This window comes from Rhodococcus sp. T2V, from assembly GCF_029269925.1.
Classification (GTDB): domain Bacteria; phylum Actinomycetota; class Actinomycetes; order Mycobacteriales; family Mycobacteriaceae; genus Rhodococcus_F; species Rhodococcus_F koreensis.
The window spans coordinates 23,283-50,233 of record NZ_JARJBD010000006.1 but is presented as its reverse complement, the minus strand read 5'-3'; the positions used below and the strand labels follow the sequence as shown (position 1 = coordinate 50,233).

Genomic DNA, 26,951 nt, shown 5'->3' with positions numbered 1-26,951 from the left:
GGTGCGACGCGAGACGTCAAGGGGGGATTCATGTTCGACCGCGAAGGCCTGCGGGTGCGTGAGCAGGAACTGCAGGGTCAGATCGATTCGATGCTGGCCACACTCGACCGGCAGACGCAGGATCTGCGTGCCGCTCAGCATCAGGTGGCACAGCTACGCGTGACGGGTGAGTCCGCCGACGGGCTGGTGCAGGTGGTGGTGAACTCCGTCGGCGGGGTGGTCGAGGTGCACCTGGCACCGGACGCGTTCCGGCGCTCCACCCCCGAATCGCTGGGACGCGCGATGACCGACGCCGCCCGCCGCGCCGGCGAGGCCGCGCACGCCGAGTCGATGCGCATCATGGGATCGATCGTGTCCGCGACCGCGACCCTGCCGGATCTGCCGGACCTCGTTCCCGGCGCGCCGAGCCTGCGGGACTTCCTCCCCCCGCTGGTCCCCAAGGGCGGTGGCACCCCGGCCGATCCGGAACCGGCCCCGGACGATCACGGCGACGGGTCGTGGAATCGGCCGCTGCTGCGGGACGGCTGGCAGTGAGCGCGCAGCTGTGGGTGGACCCGGCGCATCTGCGCGGCGTCGCACCCCGGTTCGACGCCCTGTCGCAGCGGATGGCCGAGGTTGCCGCCACCCTGACCGCGACCCTCGACGGCGAGGGTGAGTGCTGGGGCGCCGACGAGACCGGAACGGCGTTCGCGAGCGGGTATCTGCCGTCCGCGGACGCGGCCGAACACTCGCTGGGGTTCGCGGTCGCGGCGCTGGCCGCGGTCGGGTCGAAGCTCCGGAGTACCGCCGACTCGTTCGACGACACCGACCGCGGCACCGCGTCCAGCCTCGCCGGGCTGTTCTGATGGGCATCGAGGTTCCGGGCGGGGTCCGCTGGTTGGCGGAGAAGGTGGTCGGGGCGGACTGGCCCGATGCGGACGAGACCGCGATGGAACGACTCGGGCAGGGGTGGAAGGACGCCGGCACCTCGCTCGACGAGATCATCGACGAGGCCGATGCCGCGATCCGGTCGGCGTTGTCCGGTGTCAGTGGTGACGTCGAGACCGCGATGGCGCAGGAGTGGGCGCGGATCGGCGCGGACGGTGCGTTGCGTGAGTTGTCGGAGTTGTTCCACGAACTCGGTGACACCCTCGACTGGTCGGCCGACGACATCCGGGTCGCGAAGCTGTCGATCATCGCGGCGCTGGTGGCGCTGGCGGCCGAACTCGTCGCGGTCGCCGTGGCCAGCGCGATGACGTTCGGTGCGGCGAGTCCGGCCGCGTTCGCGGCGGAGACGGCCACGCAGGTCACCGTGCGGATGATCATGCGGCAGCTGATCACCTCGCTCCTCAGACGCGCCGCCGTCGGCGCTCTGAAGGGCGCGGCACAGGGTGCCGGCCTTCAAGCAATTCTGGAGACCGCAGTCCAGGCGTACGAGAACACGGGAGGACGACGCGACGGATACGACCTCGGTAACATCGCCGAGGCCGGCGCGAAGGGTGTGGTCAGCGGGACCGTCAAAGGTGCGCTCAACGGTATCGTCGGCATCGAGAAGATGTACGACCCTCGCAGTGTCGTCACGGGATACGTCGGCGCCGAGGCGCAGAATGCGACGGTCGGAGCCAACCGGGCACCCGGATTTATCGTGGATGAGGCACTTTCACGAACAGGGCTCGACGATGCGATCGCCGATCTCAGCGGGCAGCCGGATGGAGACACACAATCGTGAGCGACACCTGGACACTTCATGCGCGGGGGCCGGTTCCGGTAGGCCCCGAGCGATATCCCTCGCCTCGCCGGCTCCGTCGCACGTTGGCATTCGTGATCGATGCCGGCCTCCACCTCGGCGCTGCCGTTCTCGCCGATAGCGTCGGGGGCGCCGTACTTCCACCCGAGGACTCCATGGTGGCGCTTGCTGTTGCCGTTGGCACGTGGATGCTGTTGTCCTTCGTGCACCGCACCGTTGTTCAATCGATCTATCACGTCACTTTGGGCAAGTGGGTTCTCGGTTTGTGCGTCATCCGACCAGCGGACGGTCGATGGCCCACCTTCGGCGCCCTGGTGTGGTGCTGGGTCCTGGGATTCGTGGCAATTCTGTTCCAGAACACACCGACCGAGGGTAAGGACGGGTTTCCGCTCGTGGTACGCCGCAGGGACGTTCACCGATAGCGGCTTCGCCGCCCGTGTGTGCGTAAGGAGTCCCTGGACTCGTCAACCACTCACGGGCGGCGGCGCCGCACGTCGTCGACGTAGAACAGGATGAGGGCGACGGCGAGGAGGGCGGCGGGGATCCAGGCGGCGGATCCGCCGAGGTAGCGGGTGGCGAAGGCGCCGAGGACGGCACCGCCGGCGAAGCTGCTCACGATGGCTGCGTACACCCGGGTGTGCTGGCGCGATTCGGGGACCTTCTCGATGAATCCGGCATACGCCGCCTCGGTGAAGCGCATGAGGTTTCCGGTGGTGGCGACGGCGATGTAGGACAGCGAGCCGATGGTGCGGAACAGGCCGAACTGCATGGCCGCGACGAAGGCGATGGGTACGGTGACGAGTGCGTTGGGGACGTCCGGGGGGACGAACGCGACCGCGACGAGGACGACGATCTGCGCGACCATCGCGATCCGGATCGGGTGGTCGAAAACGCTGTGGGCGAGTTCGCCCTTGAGCAGGTGCGCGAACGCGACGCCGACGATGAACGCGAGGATCGGCCACAGGTGTGCGCGTGCGGCGTGGAAGTGCCGCTCGGACAGGTCGATGGCCATGAGGATGACGTTGCCGGTCTGCGCGTTCGCGAAGACGCCGCCGCGGCTGATGTAGGTGTAGGCGTCGAGGAAGCCGCCTGCTGCGGTGAGGAGCAGCGCGAACCGCAGCGTCGTGGATGTCTTCGGAACCTCCACCTGACCACCCCTACCGTCTCGGCCCTGCTGTGCAGCCTAGAGGTCGGAGGCGAGCGGGATCTCGTTCTCGGCCCGATCCGACATCCATTCGCGCAGTACTTTCGTGGCGATGACGTCGTCCTCGTTGTATTGCAGCAGTCGTTCGCGCTGGGTGAGGTCGGGTTCGCCGTCGTAGCCGACGGCTTCGCGGTACCAGCTCATGGATGCTTCGCCGCCGGCGTCGGCGTCGCGCCACCGGAATCCGGCGACGGGGGCGATCTTCTTGAGGCCCTTGCCGCCGGGGCAGATGAACTGGTCGCTGATCGCCTGGTAGATGTCGACCCATTGTGGGCTGTCGATGAATTCGCGGATCTCGGCTTCGGTGGGGATGCCGGGTGTCCCGGCGAACCGGCGGGCGGAATCCAGCAACCATTTGTCCTCAGCGGAACGCGAATAGCAGTACGCGGCGAAGGTCCTGCCGCTCAGCGCCGCCGCTTCCCGCTCAGCCATCAGCCACGTCCAGAACTCCGCGAACGACCGCGCCTCGTCCTGTGTCGGCACCGGGTCCCAGCTGACGAACGGCCGGTACGCGGACACCCCGTCCACGTTGAGCAGCGTGCCCCACAGGTAGGCGCCGTGCTCCTGGTAGCTCTCCATGTCGACGTCGACCTCGACGTCGGCGCGCGTCACCCGGATCTCGGGGAAGCGTCGCACCAGCGGCGCCCCCGCGAGCCAGGCCTTGGCGGTGACGACGGCGTCCTCGAACGCGCCGTGCGGCCAGTCCTCGAGCGGTTCGCGGTCCCATGCGGCGAGGTCGTCGATGGTGTGGCAGCCCGCGTCGCGCAGCATGTCGGCGCGCGACCCGGTGGCCACCAGGCTCACGTCGTGCGTCTGTGTCAGCTGTTCCTCGCATCCGGGCCACCACGGGCAAGACCGGCATTCGCCGATCCTCGACGGCACGGTCGCCGATTCCCCGCGGGCGACGGCGAGCCGGTCGGCGAAGCGTTCGTCGTAGTCGTCGAGGATGGTGGTGAGGTCGTGCACGTAGATGACGTCGGAGCCGTACCCGATTGCGCCGGCCACCAAGGCGGGACTCGCCAGCCCGTGCCGCTCGAGCATCCGGTACACCTGCGCGACGCGCATCTGGTCACGGACCTGGCCGCGGGGCTTCCGCGTCGAGTCCTCCCGCGGTTTCCACTCGAACATTCCCGACGTCACCGCGCCGCGGCCGGGATCGGTGACCTTGTGGTTGACGACGATCACCGGAATGTACCCACCGCGGTCCTCGTCGCGGATCAGGATCTCGCAACGCGCCCTCCGGCCGGCGTCGCGGTCGAGCGGAAGCACGGCTCCCCAGATGCGGTCCACACCCGCCTCGCATGCGGCGAGGGTGTCCTCGGCGCGCCGGCGCAGACTCTGCTCGGTGTCGATCTGCACCCACCGTTCCGGTGCGTGCTCGGTGAGGGTCCGGCGGACGTCTTCGCGCTTGGCGGCGGCGGCATCCTGACGTTGGCGGACGCCCGGGTCCTCCGGCGCGGCCGCGAGTTGTTCGGGGAACGCCGCGTCGAGGTGCACCCGGTGACGGCACCGCGTCAGGGCGCTGGCATCGATCACCGTCCCCGACACCTTTCCGGGAGAGGCGTCGGGTTCTGATTGCTGACCGATATGGGAACACACGATGACGAAGATTATGTGCTCCCCTAGGCTGATCCCGAAGCACCGGATGCAGTTGGTAGCGTGGGCTCCGCTGAAACACCAGGAAAAGGGGTCTTTTCGATGGGGTTGTTGAAGAAACGTAAGTCCCGAGCCACCCGCAAGGCGGAAGCCAAGGCACTCCGGCACAAGGCTGGAGTGGAGGCGAAGCTGAGCGCGAAGAACGAACGGAAACGCGACAAGCAGGCCGCGAAGGCCGGGCGCAAGCTCGAGGCCGCCGAACTGAGGTCGCTGAAGAAGGTCGAGAAGGCTCAGATCGCTGCGTTGAAGGCCGAGGAGAAGGCCGCCGCCCAGAAAGGTTTCACGGTCGCCGCCGTCCGCAAGTACCTCGGTGTCGCACGACTGCTGACGCCGGTGCTGCTGCCGATCGCCTACCGCGCCGCCACCGTCGTGCGCGGGCAGATCGACGCCCGGCGCGCAGACCGGATGGGTGTCGACATCGACCAGCTCGCGAACTTCACCGGGCACGGCGCCAAGCTCAGCGCCCGCATCGCCGGTGCCGAAAGCTCCACCACGGAGATCCTCGGGCAGAAACCGGACGACGCGGAGACCCAGAAGTTCGCCGCCGCCATCCGCGACCGCCTCAGTGATCTCAACACCGCCGTCCGCGCGGCCGAGCAGATGCCGCAGGCCCGCCGCAAGGCCGCCCATCACGCCATCTCGTCCGAACTCGACGGAGTCGAAGCCGATCTCCTCGCCCGCCTCGGCGTGCGCTGAACGACCCGCCCACCTCGATGTCCCCCGCCCGCCCCGCCGCGACCGCCACCCTTCGTGGGTCGGCGGTCGGTGCGCTCGTCGCCGGTCTCGCGGTCGCGGCGCACGGCATCGGCGGGGGCGGTCTCCCCGAGTCCGCGGCCCTGACCCTGCTGCTCGTCACGTGCGGCGGTGTCGGCGCGGTCACCGCACAACTGCCCGCCCGCTTCCACGGACCGCTCGCACTCGTGGCAGCCCTCGGCGCCGGCCAGGTTGCCGCGCACTTCGCGCTCACGCTCACCTCGCACATGCACTCGGCGGTCCCCGCCGTGCCGATGCTCGCCGCGCACGCGGCCGCCACCGTCGTCTGCGCGCTGCTGATCGCCAACGCCGAGCGGCTGTACGGTCCCCTCGTCCACGTCTGGCGGGTGGTTCTGCGCGGTGAACCGCAGCCCGTCTCGGCAGCACGAACGGCGCACCTCCCCGCGCGTCCCGCGAATCCCGTGGACGCCCTGCTGCGCGCGAGCATTTCGCGGCGCGGCCCACCGGTCCTGGTCTGATTCTCAGCTTCTCTCCCTTCAGACCTTTCAAAGGACCTTCGATGAATTCCCTCGTTTCCCGTGCCCTTTTCACGACCGGTGCGGCCGGTAGCGCCATGCTGCTCGCGGCCGGTGTGGCCGCCGCCCACGTGACCGTCGTCGCCCCCGGCGCCGCGCAGGGCGGCTACTCCGTCCTGACGTTCCGCGTTCCCACCGAGTCCGAGACGGCGTCCACCACCAAGCTGACCGTCACGCTCCCCGACCTGAAGTCGGCCCGCACCACACCGATGCCGGGGTGGACGTCGGTCGTCGAGAAGGACCCGACGTCCCAGGTCGCGAAGTCCGTGACGTGGACCGCCGACCCCGGTGTCGGTGTCGCGCCCGGACAGTTCCAGCAGTTCGAGCTGTCCGCCGGACCGCTGCCGGAGCAGGAAGACGTGTCGTTCCCGGCCACCCAGACGTACAGCGACGGGGAGGTCGTCAACTGGGATCAGGCGGAAGGCCCCGACGGCGCGGAGCCCGACAAGCCGGCCCCCACCCTGACGCTGGCCGCGGCGAGCGGTGAAGACCACAGCCACGACGCCGGCGGCGCCACGACGTCCGAGGAGACCGAGACGACGGCGTCCGGCACCGACGACACCGCCCGCTGGCTCGGCGGCATCGGTCTGATCCTGGGCGCGCTCGGTGCGGCGCTCGGTCTCGGCGCGATGGTCCGGAGCCGTCGAAAATGAGAAGACACACCACTTTCACGTCGGTGAAGGTGATCGCGGTCGGACTGCTGACGATGCTCGCGAGCATGCTCGGCGCCGGCACCGCTCTCGCCCATTCCGTCGTGATCAGCTCCACCCCCGAGAACGGCGCGGAGATCGCGTCCGGTCCGGAACGGGTCAGCGTCACGTTCAACGAGGCGCTGCAGGAATCGTTCGCGTCGCTGACCGTGGTGGGACCCGACGGGAACCTGTGGACCAAGGGCGACCCCGTCGTCGAAGGGCCCACGGTCAGTGCCGAACTCGGCGAGCTGGGACCGGCAGGCGTGTACACCGTCGCGTTTCGCGTCACCTCCGCCGACGGGCATCCGGTGAGCGGCACCCGCACGTTCACCCTCACCCAGGAGGGGTCGGGCACACCCGGCGCCGCGGCCGACAGCTCCGGTGAATCCGGCAGCGGCGGAGTTCCGCTGTGGCCGTTCATCGTTGCCGGGGTGGTCGTGTTCGGCGGCGGACTGTGGTTCGCCCTCCGCAAGCCGCGCGGCGAGAACTGAGCGCGGTGGGTACGGCGCGACAGTCGTGGCTGCTGTTCGCCGTACCCACGTCGCTCGTCGGGGTCGCCTGCGGTTGGGCGCTGGCGCAACCGGAAGACCCCTCACCGTCGAGCGCTGTCCGGGCGCTGTGCCTGGTCCTCGGTTCGGTGGTCCTCGGGCTGGCCGCGCTGGGCTGGTGCAGTCGTGCGGACAGCCGTCCCCTCGTGCGGGACCAACGGCTGTGGCGGTTGTCGACCGCGATCGCCGCCGCGTGGATGCTCGCCGAGGCCGTGCTGCTGTCGATGACGGCGGCGGAGGCCGACGCCCTGGGGTTGTCCGAGCTGTCGGTCCGGCGGTTCGGCGCGTACGTGACCGAGATCAGCGCGGGACGCGTCGACCTCGCCGTTCTCGCGTGCACGGCCGCGGCCACCGTGTGGTCGGCGGTCGCATTCCGTCGCAGCGACGCCCGGCTTCCCGTCCCGGTGCTGGTGCTCGCGGCACTGGCCCTGGTGGCCCGGCCGATCACCGGCCACATGTCGCAGCAGGTCCTCGGCTCGGTCCTCGACGTCGTCCACGCGCTGTCCGCCGCCGTGTGGTTCGGACTTCTCGCCGCGCTCGCCCTGATGCTCCGGTCGCGTGGGGACTGGTCGTCATGGCTGCCGCGGTACTCCGTCGTCGCGTGGCGGTGCGTGTGGCTGCTGACCGCGACCGGTGTGATCGACGCCGCGGTCCGGCTGGGTGGGGTGACGCCCCTGTTCGACACCGGTTACGGCCGCATCGTGCTCGCCAAGGCGGTGGCGTTGGCGGCGCTCCTCGGGCTCGGCTGGTGGTGGCGGCGAACGTGGGTCGTCCAGGCCGCCGCGCACCGGATCACCGCGGAAGGGTCCCTGCGGCGCGCGATGGTCGAGGTGGTGGTGATGGCCGTTCCGTTCGGTCTCGCCGCCGCCTTGGCCACCACCGCCTAACCCGTGAGTACTTGTTAACGTCGGGCGGTTAACAAGTACTCACGGGTGCAGCAGGAGTTTCCCGCGACTGCCGCCCTTCTCGCCGGCGCGCTGCGCGTCGGCCGCTTCGGCCAGCGGGAACGTGCGGGCCGGCGGTACGGCCAGCTTCCCGTCCACGACGAGGGCGCCCAGCCTGCGCAGTGTCTCCGCGCTGCGGTCGCCGGCGTTGCCGGACGAGAAGGTGATTCCCAGCCCGAACGCGGCACCGTCCGACAGCGTCACGATCCGGTCGGTGCCCCCGCGCAGTTCCATCGCCGCCTCGAGTCCGCCGATGCCGAGGTCGAGGACGGCGTCGACGCCGTTCGGTGCGAGTTCACGCACCCGGTCCACCAGTCCCTCGCCGTACGTCGTGGGGGTTACGCCCAGCTCCCGAAGCGTGTCGTGGTGTTTCTCGCTCGCGGTGCCGATCACGGTGACTCCCGCGTCCAGCGCGAGTTGCGCCGCAATGGTTCCCACCGCACCCGACGCACCGTTCACCAGCAGCGTCTCACCGGACTTCAGCTTCAGGAGCCGGAGTCCCCGGGTGGCGGCCTCGCCGGCGACGGGAATGGTGGCGGCGTCCGTCCAGCTCAGCGATTTCGGCTTCGGCACGACGATCGAGGCGAGCGCGTATTCGGCGTAGCCGCCGGTGTCCGACCAGCCGAACACGTCGTCGCCCACCAGCACACCGGTCGCGTCCGGCCCGACCGCGTCGACGACGCCGGCCACCTCGCTGCCCGGGATCTTCGGGAACTGCACGGACATCACGTCGGCCATCGATCCCGACCGCAGCTTCCAGTCGATCGGGTTGACGCCAGCGGCCCTGATGAGGAGGCGCACCTGGTTTCCGGTGGGCTCGGGTACCGGCACTTCGTGGATCTCGAGCACCTCGGGACCGCCGTAGGACGAGTAGGAGACTGCCGTCATGGTCTGGTTCGAATTCGTCATGCACTCAATCTCGTCCTCGGCGGTCCGTCGCGCCAGGAGTTCGCCGAAGCTTCGCTTCCACGACCCTGTCAATTAGTTTAGCGCTAAGATATAGTGGCCGGAGCAGCCCACCGAGAAAGCGAGCCTCCATGTCCCTCACCGAAGTCACCGCCCACCACCCCTACAGCCCGGCCGTGGTCGCGGGCGGACTGGCGTTCGTCTCCGGCGCACTGTCCGTCGACGCCGAGGGCACTGCCGTCCCGGGCCGCACCGAGGCGCTCGACGCCGCCGTCGACCGCATGGTCGATCGCCTCGCCACCGTCGGCGGGCAGCTGCAGGACGTCGTCAAGCTCACCTACTACGTCACCGACCTGTCGCTGCGGGAGGAGGCGAACCGCCAGTTCGAGCGCATCTTCGACGAGCCGCGTCCCGCACGCACGTTCCTCGAGGTGAGCAGCCTCCCCTACGGCGCCATCGCCGAGATCGACGCCGTCGCGGCGGTCGCGGGCCACTGACCGCACCGACGTCCGGCCGCGCCGCGGGTCCCCGTTCCGAGCAATCGACGGGGACCCGCGGCGCGTCGCCGTCACCTATGCTCGTTTCGATATCTTGGTACTAAACAGATGAGACCCTCGAGAATCCAGGAGGTGCGCCCGGTGACGCAACGCCCCGTTCCAGATCGCGATGCCGTCGACGACATCGTCGACCAGTGGGCCCACCAGTGGCCGGACCTGGATGTGAGTCCGCTGAAAGTGCTGGGCCGCCTGCACCGTTCGTATCTGCGGTACCAGTCGTCCCTCGCGGCGGTGTTCGAGGAGCACGGCATCAACATGGCGTCGTTCGACGTCATGGCCGCCCTCCGACGTTCGGGTCCGCCGTACCGGATGACGTCCGGACAGCTGGCGGAGTCCGCCCTCGTCACCACCGGGGGTGTGACACTGCGCGTCGACCGCCTCGAGAAGGCGGGACTCGTGCAGCGGGAGCGCGACGCCGAGGACCGCCGCATCGTGCACGCGCAACTCACCGACGAGGGCCTGCGGGTGATCGAGAAGGTCGCGGAGGCCCACTTCGCCAACGAGTCCCAGATCCTCAGCGGGATGTCGAAGGACGATCAGGCGGCGCTGGCGGAACTGCTCCGCAAGCTCGAGCACTCGATCGTCGAGAACCAGGCCCCCACCGCCTGAGCCGGAACCTCAGCTGGCCGCGCGGGCGGTCAGATCGGCGACCTCACCGAATCCGATGAATCGTTCGGAGGCCGCCGTCATCTCCACGATGAACCGCCGCTGCTCGTCCGGCGACGCACCGATCAGGCGCGCCGCACCCGTCCACTGCGCCTCGGCCAGTTTCCGGGCGAGTTGGGCGGGTTCGGCGCAGGGCGTCGCGATGCCGGCCTGGTTGAGTCGTTCGATGAACCGGATGTACCGGCCGAGGATCCGGTTGTGCGCCGCCTCGAGTTGTTCGCCGATCACGGGGTCGACGGCCGCGCGGTCCTCGACCATCGTGAACAGGCGGCCGCTGCTGTAGACGGTCTCGATGAACGCCGCGGTGGCGGCGCGCAGGACGCTGCGCGGGTCCGCGTCCGGCGGGACCGGGATGCGCTGAGCCTCGACGAACGTGTCGAACACTTCGGCCGCGACGGCACGGAAGGCGTCGTCGCGGGACGCGAACCGGACGCGGAATTCGGCCTCGGACACTCCGGCGGCCGCGGCGATGACCGCCTCGGTGGTGCGCTCGTACCCCAGTTCGGCGAAGCACCGCCCCGCCGCTTCGACCAGCGCGAGCCGACCCCGATCGTCACCGTTCGTAAGCACCGCTCGCGCCTCCTCGAATCCGGCCGGCGCCCGACGTGTCGGCCGTCACACATTCTTAGTTGACATCTCACTCGAGTCAACCCGGCGCGACCCTACGCCTCCTGAAGCGCCTTCGCCTGGGCCTCGGCCTGCGCCCGGTAGAGCCTGCGGAGCCGGATGACGCCGAGGTCGTGCTGGTACAGGTTCTCCGCCTGATCTGCGTCGAATGCCATCGCCTCGAGCATGGTGCGGTCCTGCTCGAGCACCACCCAGTGCCGTTCCTCCAGCTTGGTGCGGTACAGGAACCGCCAGACGTCGCGCTCCCAGCCCTCGACGCGGCGGTAGCGCCAGAAGAACACCGCGGTGGTCTCGGCGTCGATCGGCGTTCCCATGCCGACGATGCCGAACGACCCGCCCGGGCCCGCGGTCGGCGGGTACGGGATCTCGAGGTCAACCCAGTCGATGCCGGTCCGGCAGAATTCGACCCAGTCGAAGTTCACGCCGCGCTGGTCGGTCTTCTCGAAGAAGAAACCGCGATCGGTTTCGCGGATCCGGAACTTCGCGGACGTCTCCCCGCCGAACATCGAATGCGACTCCCGGTGCAGGAACGCCCCGTGCATCGGGTCGAGCAGGTTCTCCAGCGTGAACCGCCATGGCGCCTTCCACTCCGCGTAGCAGAGGAAGTGCGAGATGCCGTCGTCGGTGAGGCGCTCGGGCAGTTCGAGGGGTGCGGGTTCGGCGTCGGGGTCGGTGCCGAACCAGGCGAGCACGGCGCCGGCCACTTCCCGCACGGGGAGGCTGGTCACGAGCCGCTTGCCTTCGAGGTTGCAGCCGGGCATCCCGGGGACGGAGACGACGGTGCCGCCGCCGTCGACCTGCACACCGTGGTACTGGCAGGCGACGCGGTCGCCGAGGTGCTGACCCTGTGACAGCGGGGCGCCGCGGTGTGGGCAGCGGTCGGCGAGCATGCGGAGGGTGCCGTCGGACTGGCGGAACAGCAGCCAGTCCTCGCCGAGGCGGCGGATCTTCTTCATGTCGCCGCGCGCGACGAAGTCGGACGGGCACACCGCGTGCCACTGGTCGCGCATCCCGGTCGCGAAGATCTCGTCGCCGGTCAGTGCCGCCTTGTGCAGTCGGTTCACCATGGTCAGGCCCCCATCCGTCGGATCTCGTCCGTGAAAGTGTCGGTGGTCCAGGCGTCGCCGCCGGGACTGTGGATGCCGAGGGCGTTCAGGCCCTTCACCAGGCCTTCGAGGTGGTGCACCCCGGTGCCGAAGACCTCTTCGATCGCACCGGCCAGTTTCCGTTCGTACGGGGTGGGCGCCGCGCCGGACTGGCGTGGTTGCAGATACAGGCTCATGGTTCTTCCCTTCTAGAGATCCAGCACGAGCTCGTCGGAGCGGGCGCGGGAAACGCAGATCATGATGGTGGTGCCGGACTCCTGCTCGGAGCTGGAGAGCAGGGAATCGCGGTGGTCGGGGGTGCCGGCAAGGACGCGGGTTTCGCAGGTCCCGCAGATGCCTTCGCGGCAGGAGTTGGGGACGTCGACGCCGGATTCCTCGAGGGTTTCGAGGATGGTCCGGTCGGGTGCGACGGTGGCGGAGATACCGGATCGTTCGCAGATCACTCGGACGGGACGGTCGCCGGCGAGGGTGTCGGCGGGGATCTCCTTGGCCTTGAACCGTTCGAGCCGGATCGCGCCGTCCGGCCAGGAGCCGGCGTACCCCTCGACCGCGCCGAGCAGACCCTCGGGGCCGCAGGCGTAGACGAGCGTCTCCGCGCGGGCGGTGCCGAGGATGCCGTCGAGGTCGAGGATGCCGTCGGCCTCCTCGGTGACGACGTGGACACGGTCGCCGTACGGGGACAGCTCGTCGAGGAACGCCATCGACGAGCGGGCGCGGCCGCCGTAGTGCAGTTCCCATTCGGCGCCCATGCGTTCGGCCTCGCCGATCATCGCGAGGATCGGCGTGATGCCGATGCCGCCGGCGATGAACACGTAGCGCGGTGACGGCAGGAGTTCGAAGTTGTTGCGGGGTGCGCTCACCGACAGACTGTCGCCGGGCCGCAGCGTCTCGTGGACGTGCCGCGAACCGCCTCGGCCGCTCACCTCGTGGAGGATCGCGACGCGGTACCCGGTCTTGTCGTCGGGGTCTCCGCAGAGGGAGTACTGACGGATCGTCCCGCGGTTCAGGTGCAGGTCCAGGTGGGCGCCCGGCGTCCACCGGTCGACCGTGCCGCCGTCCTGCCGTTCGAGGCGGAGCGAGACGACGCCCGAGGACTCGACCCGCATCTGACGCACCATCATGGGGACGGTGTCTGCGTCTGTTGTCATCGCTCACTCCCAAGCTCGACCCGAAGGCATAGTTCCTTAGTGCTCAATAATTTAGCACTAAGATGTATTCTGCGCCACAGTCGAGGGAAAATTTCCGGGTCGGCTATTCGGCTTCGCGATACCGCGCGGCCTCGGCCGCCATCCGCTCCTCGATCGTGGGCCCGAGCGCCGGCGTCAGGCACGTCGCGCTCCCCATGTCCTCGGCCGCGATGGCCGGTCCGACGATCTCCTCCTCGGTGGTCGTGGGGGTGATGGCCGAACGCGGTGAACAGGTCGATCACGTCGCGGCGTCGTGACGTCCAGCCTTCTCGGGACCGCGGCGGCGCGCAGGATCACGCGGGTACGGCGACGATGCCTCGACATAGACGTCGACGCCGCCGGACACCCGTAGGCGTCCGGCGGCGTCGCGCCGATCATGCGTCCGTTCAGGCCGCGGCCAACTTCAACGGCACGTGCCAGGCGTCGTATTCGTAGACCCAGTCACCGTTGCCCGCGACCTTCAGCCACTCGTTGGACCGGGAGCCCCGCTGGATGCGGGAGGTCCGCTCGAGCCGGGTCTCCTGGTAGGTCCGCAGCGCGACCGCGGGGTCGTCGAACAGGCTCAGGCAGCGGGACAGGACAACGGCGTCTTCGATCGCCATGCCTGCACCCTGCGCCATGAACGGCATCATCGGGTGCGCGGCGTCACCGAGGAGCACCGACCGGCCGTCGGTCCACGACACCAGCGGGTCCCGAACGTAGAGGGCGGATTTCAGGACGTCGTCACACGCGTCGAGCAGGGCTCGCGCCTCCGGGTGGAAGTCGCGGTACAGCTCGCGCAGTTCGGCGACGGAACCCGGTGTCGTCCACGATTCCTCGGTCCATTCGTCTTGCGCGCAGGTGGCGAAGACGAAGATGTCCTTGCCCTGGTTGAGGGGGAACGTGACGATCTGCGTCGACGGATTCGGCCCCCACCACTTGGTGAAGCAGTCGAGGTTCGGCAGGGTGCCGACGCGTTCGGTGGGGACGACCGCGCGGAACGCGACGACGCCGGTGAACGTCGGCTGATCCGGCCCGAGCAGCGCGGTCCGGACCGCGGAGTGGATGCCGTCGGCCCCGACGATCACGTCCACGGAAACCGCACTGCCGTCGGTGAACTCGATGCGCCCGTCCGCGACGCCGGCGACCCGGCGGCCCATTTCGACAACACCCGACGGCAGCCGGTTCTCGAGCGCGGTCATGAGATCGCCGCGGTGCATCGTCAACTGCGGTGCGCCGTACTGCTGTTCCGCGCTGTCGCCCATCGGCAGCCGGGACGTCTCGGCTCCCGTGTCCCACGTGCGGCTGATCCGGAATTGCGGCCGGGCGGCGGAGTCGCGGATCGCCGGCCCGACGCCGAGTCCGTCGAGCGCCCGGACTGCGTTGGGCGTGAGGTTGATGTCGGCGCCGACGCGGGCGAACTGCCGCGTCTGCTCGTAGACCGTGACGTCGAGACCGAACTTGCGGAGGGCGATGGCCGTGGCGAGTCCGCCGATGCCACCACCGCAGACGGCAACCGTGGTCACTGTGCACCCTTTCCGGGCACCGTCACGGGCGGCGTGAACGGTGCCGGCATGTCGCCGTAGGCGGCGAGATCGACCTCGACGATCACCGGGGCCTGCCGGGACACGGCGTCGGCGAGCACGCTGTGCGCCTCGGCGGCACCGCCGATCCGCAGGTAGGGCACGCCGATCGACTGTGCCAGCAAGGGGAAATCGGGGGTGACGAGATCGACGGCGTACGTGTCTTCGCCGCCGCCCTGCTGCATGTTGCGCAGCACGCCGTAGCCGCCGTCGTTGAACACGAGCAGCACCAGCCACGGCTTCTCCTGTGCCATGGTGAGGATCTCGCCGAAGTGGACGGCCAGGCCGCCGTCGCCGACGAGGGCGAGGGTGGGGCGGGTCTCGTCGGCCAGTGCGGAACCGATGGCCATGCCCAGGCCCTGCCCGATGCCGCCGCCGCGGGGGAAGACGTTGGACCTGGGGTCGAACATCGGCAGCAGCCGGTTGCCCCAGGAACTCGACGCGATGGTGACGTCGCGGGCGATCACGGAATCCTTCGGGAACGCGGCGCGGACGGCGTCGCACAGCACGGTGTGGTCGCCGAGTCCGGCGCGCTGCCGAGTGCGGACCAGTTCCCGTGTCGCCCAGGCGCGTTCGGTCCACGACGCGTCGGCCGGGGCCAGTTCGGACAGCGACCGCAGGAACGTCGCGACGTCGGCGGTCACGCCGGCCTGCGCCGGGTAGACACGTCCGATCGCGGCCGCGTCGAGGTCGATCTGCACGTGCACGGCGGGGACGGGCATGGAGTAGTCACCGGTCTCGTTGGACCGGAAGTGGGTGCCCAGCGACAGCAGCAGGTCGGCATCGGCGAGGAGTTCCCGCCCGACGGGGGTGTTGCCGTAATTGCCGATGCACAGCGGGTGATCCTCCGGGACGGCGCCGCGTCCGGAGTTGCTGGTGAGCAACGGAACTCCCCACTGCTCCACCAGTGCGGTCAGCTCGGCACCGGCCGTGGCGACACCGCCGCCCGCCCAGATCACCGGGCGCTGCGCGGACCGCAGCAGCGCGAAGGCGACGGCCAACTCGTCGGCGTCCGGCGTGCGCGGGGACTCGACGACCGGCTCGACCACGTCGAGGACGTGCTCCGCGTACTGGAGGTCGATGGGCCATTCGATGCTCGACGGCCCGCCGGGCGCGGCGAGTGCGGCGGTGACGCCTTCCCGCAACACCTTTCCGGCACTGTCGGTGTCGAGGATGGTGGCGGCGTGCTTCGATGTCGCCGTCAGCATCCCCAGCTGATCCTTGGTCTCGTGGATGAATCCGCGACCCGAGCCCAGGTAGCGACTCTCGACGTTGCCCGTCACGTGCAGCACCGACGTTCCGGCGCTGAGCGATTCGATCAGCGACCCGGCCGCATTGCCGGCACCGGTGCCGGTGCTCGTGAGCGCGCAGCCGAGTCCCCCGGTGGCCCGGGCGTACCCGTCGGCGGCGCTGACCGCGGTGGCCTCGTGCCGGACCGGCACGAACCGCAGATGCTTGGCGACCGCCTGCACCAAGGGCTGGTTGTGCACGCTCACGATGCCGAAGACGGTGTCGACACCGGCTTCGCGCAGCACCTGGACGAGCAGGTCGCCCCCGTTTCCTACCGACATGGTGTTCCTCTCAGACATAGCGCGCGACGCCTCCGCAGACGTCGAGGCTGGTGCCCGTCACGTAGGACGAGCGGGGGGACAGCAGGGTCACGATCATGGCGGCCACCTCGTCGGCGCGGCCGAACCGGCCGAGACCGATCCCGCGGTCCTGGGCGATCTCCGCCTCCCATTCGGCGAAGGTGGCGTCGGTGCCGGATTCCTCGTAGCGGCGGCGCCACTGACCGGTGTCGACCAGGCCGAGCGATACCGAGTTGACGCGGATGCCGTCGGCCGCGAGTTCCAGCGACAGCGACTTGCTGAGGTTCAGCAACCCGGCCCGGGCGGCGCTGGTGGTCACCAGCCGCGGCTCGGGCTGACGCGCGAGGACCGCCGAGATGTTGACGATGGACGCGGCGTCGGACTTGCGCAGCGCCGGCAGCGCCGCGTCGACCGTGTTGAGGACGCTGGAGAACTTGAGGTCGAGTTCGTCGCGCCAGTCGTCGAGCGTCGCCTCACCGCGCGGGACCATCCGGGACTTGCCTGCGTTGTTGACCAGACCGTCGAGCCCGCCGAACCGGGCGACCCCGGCGTCGACCAGTGCGGCAACCGCGGCCGGGTCCCGGACGTCGCAGGACGCGGTGAGGACGCGGTCGCTGCCGGGCAGCGGCGCGAGCACGGAGTCGAGCCGGTCGCGGTCACGCGCGCAGGTGACGACGTTGGCACCCTCCTCGAGCAGCATTGCGACGGTGGCGAGCCCGACTCCCGAGCTTCCGCCGGTCACCAGGTGGGTGCGGTCTTTCAGTTGCAGGTCCACGACGTGGTCCCCTTCTCTAGTGCAGGACGAATCCGCCGTTGACGACGAGTTGCTGGCCGGTGATGTACGAGGCCTCCGGTCCCATCAGGAACGCGACGGCGCCGACGAGGTCCGACGGCTGCTGCGGCCGTTCGAGCGCCCTATTGAGGCGGTACAGCTCGTGCCGGTGCTCCGGAACCTTCTGCGCCGATTCGCTTTCGGTCAGACCGGGCGACACGGTGTTGACGGTGATGTCGTGCGGACCGAGGTCGCGGGACATGGCGCGGGTCAGCGCGGCCACGCCGCCCTTGGACGCGATGTAGTGGGCGAGTCGCGGCGAACCGTACAGGGCGGCGTCGGAGCCGATGGTGACGACTCGTCCGCCTCCGTTCCCGATGATGGAGGGAACGATCGCCCTGCTCACGAGGAACGTGCCGCGAAGATTGACGCCCAGCACGCGGTCCCACTCGTCGATGTCGAGTTCGTGAATCGGTTTGCCGCCCACGCCGTCCGCGAGGGCCGCGTTGTTGACGAGGCCGTACAGCGAGCCACCGGAGGTGACGGTGGCCGCCATCGCGTCGACGGACTCCGCGTCGCGGAGGTCGACCCGCACGAACTGCGCCTTGACGCCGTCCGCGCGCAGGCTTTCCGCCGCGGCCTCGCCCCAGTCCTCGCGGATGTCGGCGAGCCACAGGGTGGCGCCGTCCTCGCCGAGGCGGCGGGCCAGGGCGAGGCCGAGACCCCGCCCCGCCCCGGTGACGAGGATGCTGCGTCCGTCGAGACTCACGGTCAGTCCCGGGTGACGCCGTGCATGGCCGACGTCTCGGGGTACGTCGGGATCTGGGGCTTCTGGGCGCCGATGATGACGCAGAACAGAGCGTCCTTGTCGCCGTTGTTCTTCAGGCTGCGGGGCACGCCGGCGGGGACGACGATCATGTCGCGGTAGCCCAGGGTGCGCTTCTCCACCTGGCCGTCGCGGTGGACGCCGACCTCCACCTCACCCTCGAGGACGAAGAAGGCCTCTTCCGCATCGTGGTGGGTGTGCTCCGGGCCCTCGGCGCCGGGAGGAAGGAGCATGTTGGAGAACGTGAATCCGCGCGAGCCGATGGTCCGGTTGTCGTTCTCGTGGTTGCCGGTCGCACCGGAGCCGACGTAGCGGATCTGCGCGCGCTTGAACTGGTCGCCGGCCTTGGCCTGGAAGCCCAGGGTGTCCCAGTCCTCGTGGCGGGAGCCACGGGTGAGGATCAGCGAGTCGGTGAATTCCTTCAGATCGGCGGTGCCGTATTCGAGTGTCATGTCGTGCTCCTTCTCTAGAGGTGGTTGCGCAGGCGTTCGGTGATGTGGATGAAGGATTCGACCCAGGCGTCGAAGGCGTCCGGTCGTTCCTGGTTCGCGAGGTGTCCGGCACCGCGGATGGTGACGAACACGGCGCCCGGAATTCCCCCCGCGAGAACCTGACTCGCGGGAACCCCGGTCACCCCGTCCTCGTCCCCGCCGAGGACGAGGGTGGGGACGTCGATCTTCGGCAGATCGGCGGTGTGGTCGGTGGCGGCCATCGACTCGGCGGCGTACCCGTAGCCGGGCAGCCGGATCGACGACGCCATGATTGCCGTCGCCTTCGCCACCAGTTCGTCATCGGCGGTTCCGGACAGCAGTCGCGGGGCCCGTTCGGCGGCAAAGGCTTCCGCGCCCTCCTTCTCGAGGGTCGCGGCCCGGGCGCGCATCCGGTCGGCAGCCTCGCCGTCCGCCCCCGAGCCGATGGTGGAACTGCCGAGCAGCAGACTCCGCACGAGGCCGGGGTGACGCAACGCCAGCCGGGTGGCGATCACGCCGCCCCATGACATTCCGAGGACGTGCGCCCCCGCGTCACCGCAGCGGTCGCGGATCACGTCGGCGGCGGCGTCGGCGTAGTCGTCGAGGTCGAACGGACGTCCGGGATCCTCACTGCGACCGTAGCCGGGAGCGTCCCAGGCCAGCAATCGCAGCGACCCCGCGAGTTCGTCGAACTGCGGCGCGAAACTGTCCGCGCTGCCGCCGATTCCGTGCAGCATCAGCAGCGCGGGACCGGAGCCGGATTCGACGACGTGCGTCACGACGCCCGCCCGAGGTCGAACCGCTCGAACGCCCCGGGGTCGGGGACGCCGGCCATGTGGTCGCGGACCTGCTGGGACGGCGGGCCCGCGGTGCCCCACAGGTCGGACAGTTCCGGAACCCGGCGCCACACCTTGCACAACCACCGGTCCTCGTCGACCTGCGCGATGCCGGACGTGTACTCGCACACCAGCCCCGCCGGATCGGCGAAGTAGGAGAACGTGTTGTCGCCGGGACCGTGCTTGCCGGGACCCCACAGCGGCACGGTGCCGTGGTGACGCAACCGGCCGATGCCCCGCATGAAGTGGTCCACGGTGGGCATCTCGTAGGCGACGTGGTTCACCGACGTCCACTCGGCCTGGTTGAACGCGATGCTGTGATGGTCGGTGTTGCAGCGCAGGAACGCCATCTGGTGCTCGGACCAGTCGGAGACCCGCATGCCCAGGATGTCGCAGTAGAACTTCACGGCGGCATCGATGTCGACGGTGTTGAGGACGACGTGTGTGACGCCCACGGGGACGGCGTCGTCGCGGCCGAGCTTCGGGACCGCGAGCGCGTCGGCGAGCAGTTCGACGACGCGACCCTCGGGGTCGACGAGGCTCACGCCGTAGCCGCCGCCGAGGTCGTCGACCGGCCCCGGGCCGGCGACGATCGGGACGCCGCGCAGTTCGAGCCTGCGGGCGGCCTCGTCGACCTCGGCGGGCGTGGCGACGGCGAACGTGATTCGGCCGAGGCCGTTCCGCTCGGCCTGCGTGAGTTGCAGCGCGTGGTGGTGCTCACCGGTCCCCCGCAGCCAGGCACCGTCCGCGCCCTGTTCGACCACGCGCAGTCCCCACACCTCCGAGTAGAAATCGGTGGATTCGAGGCTGGCCTGTGTGCGCAGTTCGACGGAGCGCAGGCACCGCAGCCGGGCTATGGGTTGGTTCATCGCAAGCCTCCAGTTGCTTAGGTCTCAATATCTTAGCGCTAAAGTAATAGGTCGTACAGAGGTGACGGAAATTTCTTTCTGCCCGACCGACTACATCAATCAGCCCACGAGCGGGTCGCTCAATCGGGCCACGAGCGGGTCGCTCAATCGGGCCACGAGCGGGTCGCTCAATCAGCCCACGGATTGGGTTCCTCGTCGAGGCCCCAGTAGATGCTCTTCTGCCGGGAGTAGGCGGCGATGCCGCTGCGTCCCTTCTCCACCCCGAGTCCGCTCTCCTTGACGCCGCCGAACGGCGTGGAGATGCTGAACTGCTTGTAGGTGTTGATCCACACGGTGCCGGCCTGGAGTCGGCGGGCGAGTTTCCAGGCGCGGCGGTAGTCGCCGGTCCAGATTCCGGATGCCAGCCCGAACACCGAATCATTGGCCTGCGCAACGAGGTCCGCTTCGCCGTCGAACGGCAGCACCACCAGGACGGGTCCGAAGATCTCCTCCTGACAGGTGCGGGAATTGTTGGGCAGCCCGTCGATGATCGTCGGCAGGTAGTAGGCGCCGTCGCGCAGTCGCTCGTCGTCGGGGATCGCCCCGCCGCACAGCACTCGGCCGCCTTCTTCGCGAGCGAGGTCCACGTAGGCAGCGACGCTGTCGCGGTGCTTGCGGTGGACCATCGGCCCGACCTGGGTGTCGGGGTCGCGGCCGGGTCCGAGCCGGAGCCGGGTCGTCTTGGTCACGAGTTTCTCGACGAACTTTTCGTAGATGCGGCGGTCGACGAACAGGCGGGATCCGGCGATGCAGCTCTGCCCGGTGGACGAGAAGATCCCGTACATCACGCCGTTGACGGCGGCGTCGAGGTCGGCGTCGTCGAGGACGATGGTCGGCGACTTTCCGCCGAGTTCCAGCGATACGGGCATCAGTTTGTCGGCTGCCGCGTGGGCAATGGAGCGTCCGGTGTTGGTGCCGCCGGTGAACGTCACCTTCCCGACGCCGGGGTGGGTGACGATGGCGTCGCCGACCACCGAGCCCTTGCCCGGCAGTACCGACAGCAGGCCCTTCGGTAATCCCGATTCGTCGATCAGCCGCGCCAGTTCGAGCGACACCAGCGGCGTCCACTCGGCGGGTTTGAGGACGACGGCGTTGCCTGCCGCCAGGGCGGGGGCGATCTTCTGCGCGTCGCTGGCCACCGGCGAGTTCCACGGTGCGATGGCGCCGACCACGCCAATGGGTTCGAGAACGCTCATCGTCAGGAAGTTGCCGCGCGGGGTGGTGAGGTCGTCGTCGGCGGTTTCGAGGGCGGCGGCGAAGTAGCGGAACGTGCCCGCCGCGCTGCCGACGAGTGCGGTGGTCTCGGCGACCGTCTTGCCGGTGTTGTAGCTCTGCAGCAGCGCGAGCCGGGACGTGTTCGCCTCGATGGCGTCGGCGATGCGGTGCAGGTACTTGGCCCGCTGGTGTGGGAGCAGCGCGCGCCACGCCGGGTCGTCGGCGGCGGCGCGGCCCTTCCGGACCGCCTCGTCGGCGTCGTCGGCGGTGGCCTGGTGGATCACCTGCAGGGTCTCGCCGTTCGACGGGTCCGTGACGGCGAAGGCGGGGCCGCTCGCCTGCCGCCACTGCCCGGCGACGAGGATCCGGTCGGCGACCGGGACGAACGGCAGTGTCTGCGGTGCGGTGTCGAGAACGGTCACTGGGAGATCTCCTCGAGGGTCTTCTCGCGGGTTTCGACGGCGAAGAAGCCGACGACGAGGGCACCGATCAGGGCGACGGCGGAGAACATTCCGAAGACGACGGTGAGGGTGCCGCCGCCGTCGAGGATCGCTCCGACGGCGAGGGGTCCGATGATGATGCCGAGGCGTCCGCTGGCTCCGCCGATGGCGCAGCCGATGGCCCGCATCCGGGTGGGGTACAGCTCGGCGGTGTAGACGTAGAGCGCCATGTTGACGGCGAAGACGAACAGGGCCGATCCGGCCGACCAGAAGAGGACCTTCGTCGCGGTGTCGGCGCCGGTGGCGGCGAGCAGGAACAGCAACGACGAGCACAGGACCATCGACGCGGTGATGCAGATGCGGCGGCCCAGGTTGTCGATGAGGAACGCGACGAGGACGCAGCCGATCAGGCCGGCGACGCTGGTGACGATGCTGTAGTGCAGGGCGGTGTCGACGCTGACGTCGAAGGCGGAGTGGTAGAGCGACGGCAGCCAGGACGCGATGCCGTAGTTGACGAAGTAGGCGCAGCCCCAGATCGCGGCGAGCATCAGCGTGCGGCGCAGGTAGACGCCCTGGAACGCTTCACGGAACCGGCCCTGGCGATCGTCGACGGCGACGGCGGGCAACGGCTGCGGGGCCGGGAGCGTCTTGCCGTATTTCCCGGTGATCTCGTTCTCGATGCGCGTCATGGCGTTGTGGGCGTCTTCGTGGCGGCCGCGGGACGCGAGCCAGCGCGGCGACTCGGGCAGGCGCCAGAGCAGCGGCAGCAGCACGACGGGCAGGGCGCCGAGCGCGAACAGGATCTTGTAGCCGAAGTTCGGGACCACCCACGCCGACACGATCGCCGACATGACGAGTCCGATCGGGAAGATCACCTCGTAGAGCAGCACGAATCGTCCGCGCTTGTGGGCTTTGGTGATCTCGCCGATGTAGCTCGCGGCCACCGGGACCTCGGCGCCGAGGCCGATGCCCTGCACGAACCGGAAGACGAGGAAGAGCTCCAGGCTGTCGGTGAACGCCATGCCGAGGCTCATCACGGCGTACAGCGCGAGGGAGGCGATGATGACGTTGAGCCGGCCGACGCGGTCGGCGAACCAGCCGCCGGCGAGCGCGCCGACGAGCATGCCGATGCCGCCGATGGCGATCACCCAGGCGATGTCGCCGGGGGTCAGACCCCACTTCGGGGTGAGGACGGGGAGCGAGTACGCGATCATCAACTGGTCGAAGCCGTCGAAGAACGTGACGGCGCCGACGATGACGCGGGCCTTGATGTGCCACCTGCTCATCGGCAGGCGTTCGAGTCGGGCGCTGATCATCTCAGCTGTGGCAGCCATGGCGGGCGATACCGTCGTCATGAGCATCCTCAGGGTCGGGTCGAGGCATTTACTTAATCCCTCAAAGGCTTACCGCTAAGATGTAATCTCACGCACATGAGAAACGTCAACCCTTGACTTTGGACGAAACATATTGTTCACACCTGTGAGTACTTATTAACCGCCCGTGGTTAACAAGTACTCACAGGTGGTGGACTGCATCCATTCTGCACAGGTGCGTGCGGTCGTGTGTCACCAGCAGCGTCGCGACCTCGCGTTCTCGCACGACCCCGAGGATCAGATCCATGATGGCGGCGCCTCGTTCCTGGTCGAGCGCGCTGGTCGGCTCGTCGACGACCAGCAGAGACGGATCGTTCATCAGCGCCCGGGCGAGGTTGACCCGCTGCCGCTGCCCACCCGACAACTGCGCCGGCCGCTTCCCGGCGTGGTCGGCGAGGCCGACGGCGTCGAGCAGGTCGCGCGCCTTCTCGCGCCCCGCCCGCCGCGGCACGAACCACCGCTGCCCGAGATGCACCATGGCCTCGAGTTGTTCGAGGGCCGTCAGCGACGACACCAGGTTGGACTGCTGGAACACGATGCCGATCCGGTCGCGGCGCAGTGCGGACGCCTCGCGCCGGCTGAGCGCGGTGAGTTCGGTGGTGCCCAGCCGGACGGAGCCCGAGTCGGGCCGGATCAGCGTCGACGCCACCGCGAGGAGCGTCGACTTCCCGGAACCGGACGGACCGGTGATCGCGGCGATCTCACCCCGGCCGAGGGTCAGCGACACCGAGTCGAGGGCGGTGACGCGTCCGGCGCCGTCCGGGTAGGTGAGGGTGACGTCGTCGAGGGTGAGGGCGGATGTGGTCATCGTGTGCTCCCGAGTGCGCTGAGGGGGTCGGTGGCGAAGAGGAACCGGAGCGCAGACGCGGCGCCGAGGAGGCCCAGCCCGACGAGGGCGGCGGCGGGCAGGACAGTGGTGGAGACGTCGAGCACGAACGGCACCGCGTCGCCGATCATCGACCCGGCCACGGCCGCCATCGCAACACCGGCACCCACGCCGGCGAGCAGGACGACGAGCGCCTGCCCGAGCGCATCCCGCACGAGCGACCCGGTGGACGCTCCGAGCGCCTTCAGCGTCGCGACGTCGGGGGTGCGCTGAAGTGTCCAGACCGTGAAGAACGCTCCGATGACCAGCGCGGAGATCGCGAACAGCATCACCGTCATCAACGTCAGTGAACCGTTCTCGGAGGTGTAGGAACCGATGGCGGAGAAGGAGTCGGCCACGGTTCGGGAGGTCGTCCCCGCGAGCGAGTTCGTGGCGTCGTCCCCGCCCGACACCGCGAGCACCGTCGCCTCGCCCCCGCGCGGGTTCGCGTGCTGCCAGTCGGCGAGCGTCATCCACACGGCCGGGCTGTGGCCGTACCAGTCGTCGCCGCGCACCGCGGCGACGGTGAACGCCTGGCCGACGATCGTCACCGTGTCGCCGGCGGATATCCCGAGCGAGCGCGCAGCGCCGTCCCCGACGATCACGGTTCCCGGCGCGGACGGTGCGCGGTCGCCCACGCCGCCGGCCGCGCCGACAAGCGCCACGCTCGTCGTCGCACCTCCTGCTGCCGACGCCGAGCCTCGTCCCACCCCGATCGGGTGCACCGAGTCGGCACTCCGCCGCCAGACGGCCACCTGCTCGGACGTCAGCGCGGACTCGTCGAACGAGGGACCGTCCTCGGAGGCCGCGAAGACCACCGACTGGGCGTCGATACGTTCCACGACGGACACGTTCTGGTGGCGCAATCCGGCGGTGAGACCGCTGAGAAACGTGACGAGCAGCGCAATCAGCACCACGACGACGGATATCAGCGCGAAGCGACCACGCGCGGCACGCAGGTCTCTCGATGCGACGAACACAGATAGTCCTCTCCGGATCACGACCGGCGCCGCAGTCGATGCGGGCCGGGGCGGCGCTCACGGCCTCCGAACTCACCGTGCCCGCGGAGCGGCGCGGTTCCATCGCACGTGGGATGGAATTCTCGGCGGTCGAAGGTCGGGTGCGGGTTCCGACTTTCGATGGATGCCGGCAGCGCTCACGTCGATAAGCTGGACGGGGTGCACCGCTCCCCTCTCACTCCCGTGTTCGCGGGACTCCAACTCGGACTGCATGCGCTGACCGCGGCGCTCACTGCAGTCGTGATCTTGCGTGCCGTCCTCCTGGACGTGCCGAACGCGCCGGCGATCGTGGTGCTGTCGGTGGCGTTTCTCGCGGTGTACGCGGCGGGGGCGACGCGACGGCTGCGAGGGGGTTGGTGGCTCGCGGCGCTGACGGCACTGTGGGTAGCGCTGATGGTCCTCGCCCCCGACGCCGCCTATCTCGCGTTCGGACTGTTCTTCCTGTACCTGCATCTGCTGCCGCGACGATGGGGAGTCCTGGCGGTCGCGGCGGCGACCGTCGTGGCGGTGGCAGGCACGGGAATGCACCGCGGCTGGAGCGTCGCGGGTGTCGTCGGTCCGGTGATCGGTGCGTGCGTCGCGGTGGCGATCGGCCTCGGCTACCGGGCGTTGTACCGGGAGGCCGTCGAACGCGATCGCCTCATCGACGAATTGACCCGGACCCGAGCCGAACTCGCCGAGCAGGAACGCGCCGCCGGTTCCCTGGCCGAACGTGAGCGGCTCGCACGCGAGATCCACGACACCGTCGCGCAGGATCTGTCGAGCATTCAGATGCTGCTCCACGCCGCGGAACGCGCGGACCCCGGCCACCCCGCCCTGGACCGTATCCGGTTGGCGCGGGAGACCGCCGCCGACAGCCTCGCCGAAACCCGGCAGCTCATCGGCGATCTCACACCCGCCGTCCTCGACGGGCAGTCGCTCGCGGACGCTCTTGCGCGAATCTGCATACAGGCGAGGAGTGACACCTTCGACACGATTGCCGTCGTCGTGGGGGATCCGGTGCGGTTGCCGATGCCCGTCGAGGCGGCGTTGGTGCGGATCGCGCAGGGCGCGGTGTCGAACGTGGTCCGGCACGCGCAGTCGTCCCGGATGGCGGTCACGCTCACCTACTACGAGGATGCGGTCCGGTTGGACGTCGTCGACGACGGCATCGGCTTCGATGTCACACTTCTCGATCGTGAACCGTCGAAAGCGTTCGGGCTGAATTCGATTCGCCGTCGCGTCGAGCTGCTCGACGGGTCGATGTCGGTGGAGTCGGAACCGGGACTGACCGCGGTCGCGGTGTCGTTCCCGCTCGAGGCCGGCGCATGATCCGACTGCTGCTCGCCGACGACCACGCGATCGTGCGCGCGGGCCTGCGCGCCCTGCTCGAGCACGAGGGCGACATCGAGGTGGTCGGCGAGGCGGCCACCGCCGACGCCGCCGTGGCGTTGTGCGCGACGACCCCGGTCGACCTCGTGCTCATGGACCTCCGGTTCGGCGCCGGCACGTCGGGGGTGGACGCCACCCGGAACCTGCGGTCTCTGCCGAATCCGCCGCACGTGCTGGTCGTCACGAACTACGACACGGATGCGGACATCCTCGACGCGATCGCCGCCGGCGCCGCCGGGTATCTCCTCAAGGACACGCCCCCGCCCGAACTCCTCGCCGCCGTCCGGGCCGCGTCGGCCGGCGACAGCGTGCTCTCCCCGGCCGTGGCGTCGAAACTGATGACGCGCGTCCGCCGACCGGCCACCAGCCTCAGCCCGCGGGAGATCCAGGTGCTGACGTTGGTGGCTGCGGGGCGGTCCAATCGGGAGATCGGGAAGGAACTGTTCCTCTCCGAGACGACCGTGAAGTCCCATCTCGTCCACATCTTCGGCAAACTCGGCGTCAAGTCTCGGACCTCCGCAATCGCCCGCGCCCGCGAGCTGGGCACCCTCCCCAGGTGAGCGGCAAAGCGTCCGGACGCACACTTTGCCGCTCACA

31 protein-coding genes and 1 pseudogene are annotated in these 26,951 nt (G+C 69.4%); 13 read left to right on the top strand and 19 right to left on the bottom strand.

What is annotated here, in order from left to right; translation table 11 throughout:
- The first annotated feature begins 30 nt into the window (after nucleotides 1–30).
- From P3H15_RS07745 to P3H15_RS07730, 4 genes are read left to right on the top strand one after another with little or no spacing between them, the layout of a single operon-like run.
- The gene (locus P3H15_RS07745) at nucleotides 31–534 is read left to right on the top strand and encodes a YbaB/EbfC family nucleoid-associated protein (RefSeq protein WP_276136681.1); all 504 of its coding nucleotides are present in this window, start codon (nucleotides 31–33) and stop codon (nucleotides 532–534) included.
- Nucleotides 531–845, top strand: coding sequence for a WXG100 family type VII secretion target (locus tag P3H15_RS07740; protein ID WP_276136680.1), 315 nt, complete (start codon nucleotides 531–533; stop codon nucleotides 843–845). The genes P3H15_RS07745 and P3H15_RS07740 overlap by 4 nt, the downstream gene beginning before the upstream one ends.
- The gene (locus P3H15_RS07735) at nucleotides 845–1,708 is read left to right on the top strand and encodes a hypothetical protein (protein WP_276136679.1); all 864 of its coding nucleotides are present in this window, start codon (nucleotides 845–847) and stop codon (nucleotides 1,706–1,708) included. The genes P3H15_RS07740 and P3H15_RS07735 overlap by 1 nt, the downstream gene beginning before the upstream one ends.
- A complete protein-coding gene (locus P3H15_RS07730; RefSeq protein ID WP_276136678.1) occupies nucleotides 1,705–2,148 on the top strand; it encodes an RDD family protein in 444 nt (147 codons plus the stop codon). Before P3H15_RS07735 ends, P3H15_RS07730 begins: the two co-directional genes overlap by 4 nt.
- A gap of 50 nt (nucleotides 2,149–2,198) precedes the next feature.
- On the opposite strand, the gene P3H15_RS07725 is transcribed toward P3H15_RS07730, so the two are convergent.
- Together P3H15_RS07725 and P3H15_RS07720 are read right to left on the bottom strand one after the other, a co-directional pair.
- Entirely contained in the window at nucleotides 2,199–2,873 is a 675-nt protein-coding gene (locus P3H15_RS07725) for a YoaK family protein (RefSeq protein WP_276136677.1), read from the bottom strand.
- A 36-nt stretch (nucleotides 2,874–2,909) separates the two neighbouring features.
- Nucleotides 2,910–4,466, bottom strand: coding sequence for a TM0106 family RecB-like putative nuclease (locus tag P3H15_RS07720; RefSeq protein WP_276136676.1), 1,557 nt, complete (start codon nucleotides 4,464–4,466; stop codon nucleotides 2,910–2,912).
- Between the two features lie 162 nt (nucleotides 4,467–4,628).
- On the opposite strand from P3H15_RS07720, the gene P3H15_RS07715 reads away from it, so the two are divergent.
- The 5 genes from P3H15_RS07715 to P3H15_RS07695 are packed head-to-tail and all read left to right on the top strand — an operon-like array spanning nucleotide 4,629 to nucleotide 8,002.
- Nucleotides 4,629–5,282, top strand: a complete 654-nt coding sequence (locus P3H15_RS07715; protein WP_276136675.1) for a DUF6474 family protein — start codon at nucleotides 4,629–4,631, stop codon at nucleotides 5,280–5,282.
- Between the two features lie 17 nt (nucleotides 5,283–5,299).
- The gene (locus P3H15_RS07710) at nucleotides 5,300–5,818 is read left to right on the top strand and encodes a hypothetical protein (RefSeq protein WP_276136674.1); all 519 of its coding nucleotides are present in this window, start codon (nucleotides 5,300–5,302) and stop codon (nucleotides 5,816–5,818) included.
- 41 nt (nucleotides 5,819–5,859) lie between these two features.
- Nucleotides 5,860–6,528, top strand: a complete 669-nt coding sequence (locus P3H15_RS07705; protein ID WP_276136673.1) for a YcnI family protein — start codon at nucleotides 5,860–5,862, stop codon at nucleotides 6,526–6,528.
- The gene (locus P3H15_RS07700; protein WP_276136672.1) at nucleotides 6,525–7,058 is read left to right on the top strand and encodes a copper resistance CopC family protein; all 534 of its coding nucleotides are present in this window, start codon (nucleotides 6,525–6,527) and stop codon (nucleotides 7,056–7,058) included. The genes P3H15_RS07705 and P3H15_RS07700 overlap by 4 nt, the downstream gene beginning before the upstream one ends.
- A gap of 5 nt (nucleotides 7,059–7,063) precedes the next feature.
- Nucleotides 7,064–8,002 carry a CopD family protein gene (locus P3H15_RS07695; RefSeq protein WP_276136671.1) on the top strand — a complete coding sequence of 313 codons (939 nt, stop codon included), beginning with the start codon at nucleotides 7,064–7,066 and terminating at the stop codon, nucleotides 8,000–8,002.
- 39 nt (nucleotides 8,003–8,041) lie between these two features.
- Here P3H15_RS07695 and P3H15_RS07690 read toward each other — a convergent pair whose 3' ends face one another.
- On the bottom strand, nucleotides 8,042–8,968 hold the full coding sequence (locus P3H15_RS07690) for an NADP-dependent oxidoreductase (protein WP_276136670.1): 927 nt from the start codon (nucleotides 8,966–8,968) through the stop codon (nucleotides 8,042–8,044).
- Between the two features lie 128 nt (nucleotides 8,969–9,096).
- Between P3H15_RS07690 and P3H15_RS07685 the strand changes: the two genes are divergently transcribed.
- Both P3H15_RS07685 and P3H15_RS07680 read left to right on the top strand, forming a co-directional pair.
- Nucleotides 9,097–9,462, top strand: coding sequence for a RidA family protein (locus tag P3H15_RS07685; protein ID WP_072949157.1), 366 nt, complete (start codon nucleotides 9,097–9,099; stop codon nucleotides 9,460–9,462).
- Between the two features lie 108 nt (nucleotides 9,463–9,570).
- Nucleotides 9,571–10,131, top strand: coding sequence for a MarR family winged helix-turn-helix transcriptional regulator (locus P3H15_RS07680; RefSeq protein ID WP_174705575.1), 561 nt, complete (start codon nucleotides 9,571–9,573; stop codon nucleotides 10,129–10,131).
- A 9-nt stretch (nucleotides 10,132–10,140) separates the two neighbouring features.
- On the opposite strand, the gene P3H15_RS07675 is transcribed toward P3H15_RS07680, so the two are convergent.
- The 16 genes and pseudogenes from P3H15_RS07675 to P3H15_RS07600 form a co-directional block, all read right to left on the bottom strand.
- Nucleotides 10,141–10,758, bottom strand: coding sequence for a TetR/AcrR family transcriptional regulator (locus tag P3H15_RS07675; protein WP_276136669.1), 618 nt, complete (start codon nucleotides 10,756–10,758; stop codon nucleotides 10,141–10,143).
- Nucleotides 10,759–10,850: 92 nt separating this feature from the next.
- On the bottom strand, nucleotides 10,851–11,882 hold the full coding sequence (locus P3H15_RS07670; protein ID WP_072949159.1) for an aromatic ring-hydroxylating dioxygenase subunit alpha: 1,032 nt from the start codon (nucleotides 11,880–11,882) through the stop codon (nucleotides 10,851–10,853).
- Between the two features lie 2 nt (nucleotides 11,883–11,884).
- The gene (locus P3H15_RS07665; RefSeq protein WP_072949161.1) at nucleotides 11,885–12,097 is read right to left on the bottom strand and encodes a recombinase-like helix-turn-helix domain-containing protein; all 213 of its coding nucleotides are present in this window, start codon (nucleotides 12,095–12,097) and stop codon (nucleotides 11,885–11,887) included.
- Between the two features lie 12 nt (nucleotides 12,098–12,109).
- Nucleotides 12,110–13,069: a PDR/VanB family oxidoreductase gene (locus tag P3H15_RS07660; RefSeq protein WP_276136668.1), complete on the bottom strand. Its 960-nt coding sequence runs from the start codon at nucleotides 13,067–13,069 to the stop codon at nucleotides 12,110–12,112.
- A gap of 103 nt (nucleotides 13,070–13,172) precedes the next feature.
- Nucleotides 13,173–13,344: pseudogene (locus P3H15_RS55485) on the bottom strand (MBL fold metallo-hydrolase); the annotation flags it as partial.
- A 150-nt stretch (nucleotides 13,345–13,494) separates the two neighbouring features.
- Nucleotides 13,495–14,613: an FAD-dependent monooxygenase gene (locus tag P3H15_RS07650; RefSeq protein ID WP_276136666.1), complete on the bottom strand. Its 1,119-nt coding sequence runs from the start codon at nucleotides 14,611–14,613 to the stop codon at nucleotides 13,495–13,497.
- On the bottom strand, nucleotides 14,610–16,259 hold the full coding sequence (locus P3H15_RS07645) for a thiamine pyrophosphate-binding protein (protein ID WP_276136665.1): 1,650 nt from the start codon (nucleotides 16,257–16,259) through the stop codon (nucleotides 14,610–14,612). Before P3H15_RS07645 ends, P3H15_RS07650 begins: the two co-directional genes overlap by 4 nt.
- The gene (locus P3H15_RS07640) at nucleotides 16,252–17,034 is read right to left on the bottom strand and encodes an SDR family oxidoreductase (protein ID WP_276136664.1); all 783 of its coding nucleotides are present in this window, start codon (nucleotides 17,032–17,034) and stop codon (nucleotides 16,252–16,254) included. Before P3H15_RS07640 ends, P3H15_RS07645 begins: the two co-directional genes overlap by 8 nt.
- A 16-nt stretch (nucleotides 17,035–17,050) precedes the next feature.
- The gene (locus P3H15_RS07635; RefSeq protein ID WP_276136663.1) at nucleotides 17,051–17,800 is read right to left on the bottom strand and encodes a 3-oxoacyl-ACP reductase family protein; all 750 of its coding nucleotides are present in this window, start codon (nucleotides 17,798–17,800) and stop codon (nucleotides 17,051–17,053) included.
- 2 nt (nucleotides 17,801–17,802) lie between these two features.
- Complete coding sequence (locus tag P3H15_RS07630; RefSeq protein WP_072949171.1) at nucleotides 17,803–18,309, bottom strand: cupin domain-containing protein; 507 nt, start codon at nucleotides 18,307–18,309, stop codon at nucleotides 17,803–17,805.
- Between the two features lie 14 nt (nucleotides 18,310–18,323).
- Nucleotides 18,324–19,106 (bottom strand): alpha/beta fold hydrolase, encoded by a 783-nt coding sequence (locus tag P3H15_RS07625; protein WP_276136662.1) that lies wholly within the window; start codon nucleotides 19,104–19,106, stop codon nucleotides 18,324–18,326.
- Nucleotides 19,103–20,032 (bottom strand): VOC family protein, encoded by a 930-nt coding sequence (locus tag P3H15_RS07620; protein WP_276136661.1) that lies wholly within the window; start codon nucleotides 20,030–20,032, stop codon nucleotides 19,103–19,105. The genes P3H15_RS07625 and P3H15_RS07620 overlap by 4 nt, the downstream gene beginning before the upstream one ends.
- A 167-nt stretch (nucleotides 20,033–20,199) precedes the next feature.
- The gene (locus tag P3H15_RS07615; protein WP_276136660.1) at nucleotides 20,200–21,708 is read right to left on the bottom strand and encodes an aldehyde dehydrogenase; all 1,509 of its coding nucleotides are present in this window, start codon (nucleotides 21,706–21,708) and stop codon (nucleotides 20,200–20,202) included.
- Complete coding sequence (locus tag P3H15_RS07610) at nucleotides 21,705–23,087, bottom strand: MFS transporter (RefSeq protein ID WP_346348758.1); 1,383 nt, start codon at nucleotides 23,085–23,087, stop codon at nucleotides 21,705–21,707. Before P3H15_RS07610 ends, P3H15_RS07615 begins: the two co-directional genes overlap by 4 nt.
- Before the next feature lie 154 nt (nucleotides 23,088–23,241).
- Nucleotides 23,242–23,907, bottom strand: coding sequence for an ABC transporter ATP-binding protein (locus P3H15_RS07605; protein WP_276136658.1), 666 nt, complete (start codon nucleotides 23,905–23,907; stop codon nucleotides 23,242–23,244).
- Entirely contained in the window at nucleotides 23,904–24,944 is a 1,041-nt protein-coding gene (locus P3H15_RS07600) for an ABC transporter permease (protein WP_276136657.1), read from the bottom strand. The genes P3H15_RS07605 and P3H15_RS07600 overlap by 4 nt, the downstream gene beginning before the upstream one ends.
- 159 nt (nucleotides 24,945–25,103) lie before the next feature.
- Between P3H15_RS07600 and P3H15_RS07595 the strand changes: the two genes are divergently transcribed.
- The gene (locus P3H15_RS07595) at nucleotides 25,104–26,294 is read left to right on the top strand and encodes a sensor histidine kinase (RefSeq protein WP_276136656.1); all 1,191 of its coding nucleotides are present in this window, start codon (nucleotides 25,104–25,106) and stop codon (nucleotides 26,292–26,294) included.
- Nucleotides 26,291–26,914 carry a response regulator transcription factor gene (locus tag P3H15_RS07590; protein ID WP_219455683.1) on the top strand — a complete coding sequence of 208 codons (624 nt, stop codon included), beginning with the start codon at nucleotides 26,291–26,293 and terminating at the stop codon, nucleotides 26,912–26,914. The genes P3H15_RS07595 and P3H15_RS07590 overlap by 4 nt, the downstream gene beginning before the upstream one ends.
- Nucleotides 26,915–26,951 lie beyond the last annotated feature (37 nt).

What these genes read in the sequence shown, in the direction of transcription:
- P3H15_RS07630 (WP_072949171.1), bottom strand. Translation starts at nt 18,309, where the DNA reads ATGACACTCGAATACGGCACCGCCGATCTGAAGGAATTCACCGACTCG.
- P3H15_RS07735 (WP_276136679.1), top strand. Translation starts at nt 845, where the DNA reads ATGGGCATCGAGGTTCCGGGCGGGGTCCGCTGGTTGGCGGAGAAGGTG.
- P3H15_RS07605 (WP_276136658.1), bottom strand. Translation starts at nt 23,907, where the DNA reads ATGACCACATCCGCCCTCACCCTCGACGACGTCACCCTCACCTACCCG.
- P3H15_RS07595 (WP_276136656.1), top strand. Translation starts at nt 25,104, where the DNA reads ATGGATGCCGGCAGCGCTCACGTCGATAAGCTGGACGGGGTGCACCGC.
- P3H15_RS07645 (WP_276136665.1), bottom strand. Translation starts at nt 16,259, where the DNA reads ATGTCTGAGAGGAACACCATGTCGGTAGGAAACGGGGGCGACCTGCTC.
- P3H15_RS07745 (WP_276136681.1), top strand. Translation starts at nt 31, where the DNA reads ATGTTCGACCGCGAAGGCCTGCGGGTGCGTGAGCAGGAACTGCAGGGT.
- P3H15_RS07710 (WP_276136674.1), top strand. Translation starts at nt 5,300, where the DNA reads ATGTCCCCCGCCCGCCCCGCCGCGACCGCCACCCTTCGTGGGTCGGCG.
- P3H15_RS07590 (WP_219455683.1), top strand. Translation starts at nt 26,291, where the DNA reads ATGATCCGACTGCTGCTCGCCGACGACCACGCGATCGTGCGCGCGGGC.
- P3H15_RS07690 (WP_276136670.1), bottom strand. Translation starts at nt 8,968, where the DNA reads ATGACGAATTCGAACCAGACCATGACGGCAGTCTCCTACTCGTCCTAC.
- P3H15_RS07705 (WP_276136673.1), top strand. Translation starts at nt 5,860, where the DNA reads ATGAATTCCCTCGTTTCCCGTGCCCTTTTCACGACCGGTGCGGCCGGT.
- P3H15_RS07610 (WP_346348758.1), bottom strand. Translation starts at nt 23,087, where the DNA reads ATGCTCATGACGACGGTATCGCCCGCCATGGCTGCCACAGCTGAGATG.
- P3H15_RS07660 (WP_276136668.1), bottom strand. Translation starts at nt 13,069, where the DNA reads ATGACAACAGACGCAGACACCGTCCCCATGATGGTGCGTCAGATGCGG.
- P3H15_RS07700 (WP_276136672.1), top strand. Translation starts at nt 6,525, where the DNA reads ATGAGAAGACACACCACTTTCACGTCGGTGAAGGTGATCGCGGTCGGA.
- P3H15_RS07620 (WP_276136661.1), bottom strand. Translation starts at nt 20,032, where the DNA reads ATGAACCAACCCATAGCCCGGCTGCGGTGCCTGCGCTCCGTCGAACTG.
- P3H15_RS07665 (WP_072949161.1), bottom strand. Translation starts at nt 12,097, where the DNA reads ATGAGCCTGTATCTGCAACCACGCCAGTCCGGCGCGGCGCCCACCCCG.
- P3H15_RS07680 (WP_174705575.1), top strand. Translation starts at nt 9,571, where the DNA reads ATGAGACCCTCGAGAATCCAGGAGGTGCGCCCGGTGACGCAACGCCCC.
- P3H15_RS07670 (WP_072949159.1), bottom strand. Translation starts at nt 11,882, where the DNA reads ATGGTGAACCGACTGCACAAGGCGGCACTGACCGGCGACGAGATCTTC.
- P3H15_RS07685 (WP_072949157.1), top strand. Translation starts at nt 9,097, where the DNA reads ATGTCCCTCACCGAAGTCACCGCCCACCACCCCTACAGCCCGGCCGTG.
- P3H15_RS07715 (WP_276136675.1), top strand. Translation starts at nt 4,629, where the DNA reads ATGGGGTTGTTGAAGAAACGTAAGTCCCGAGCCACCCGCAAGGCGGAA.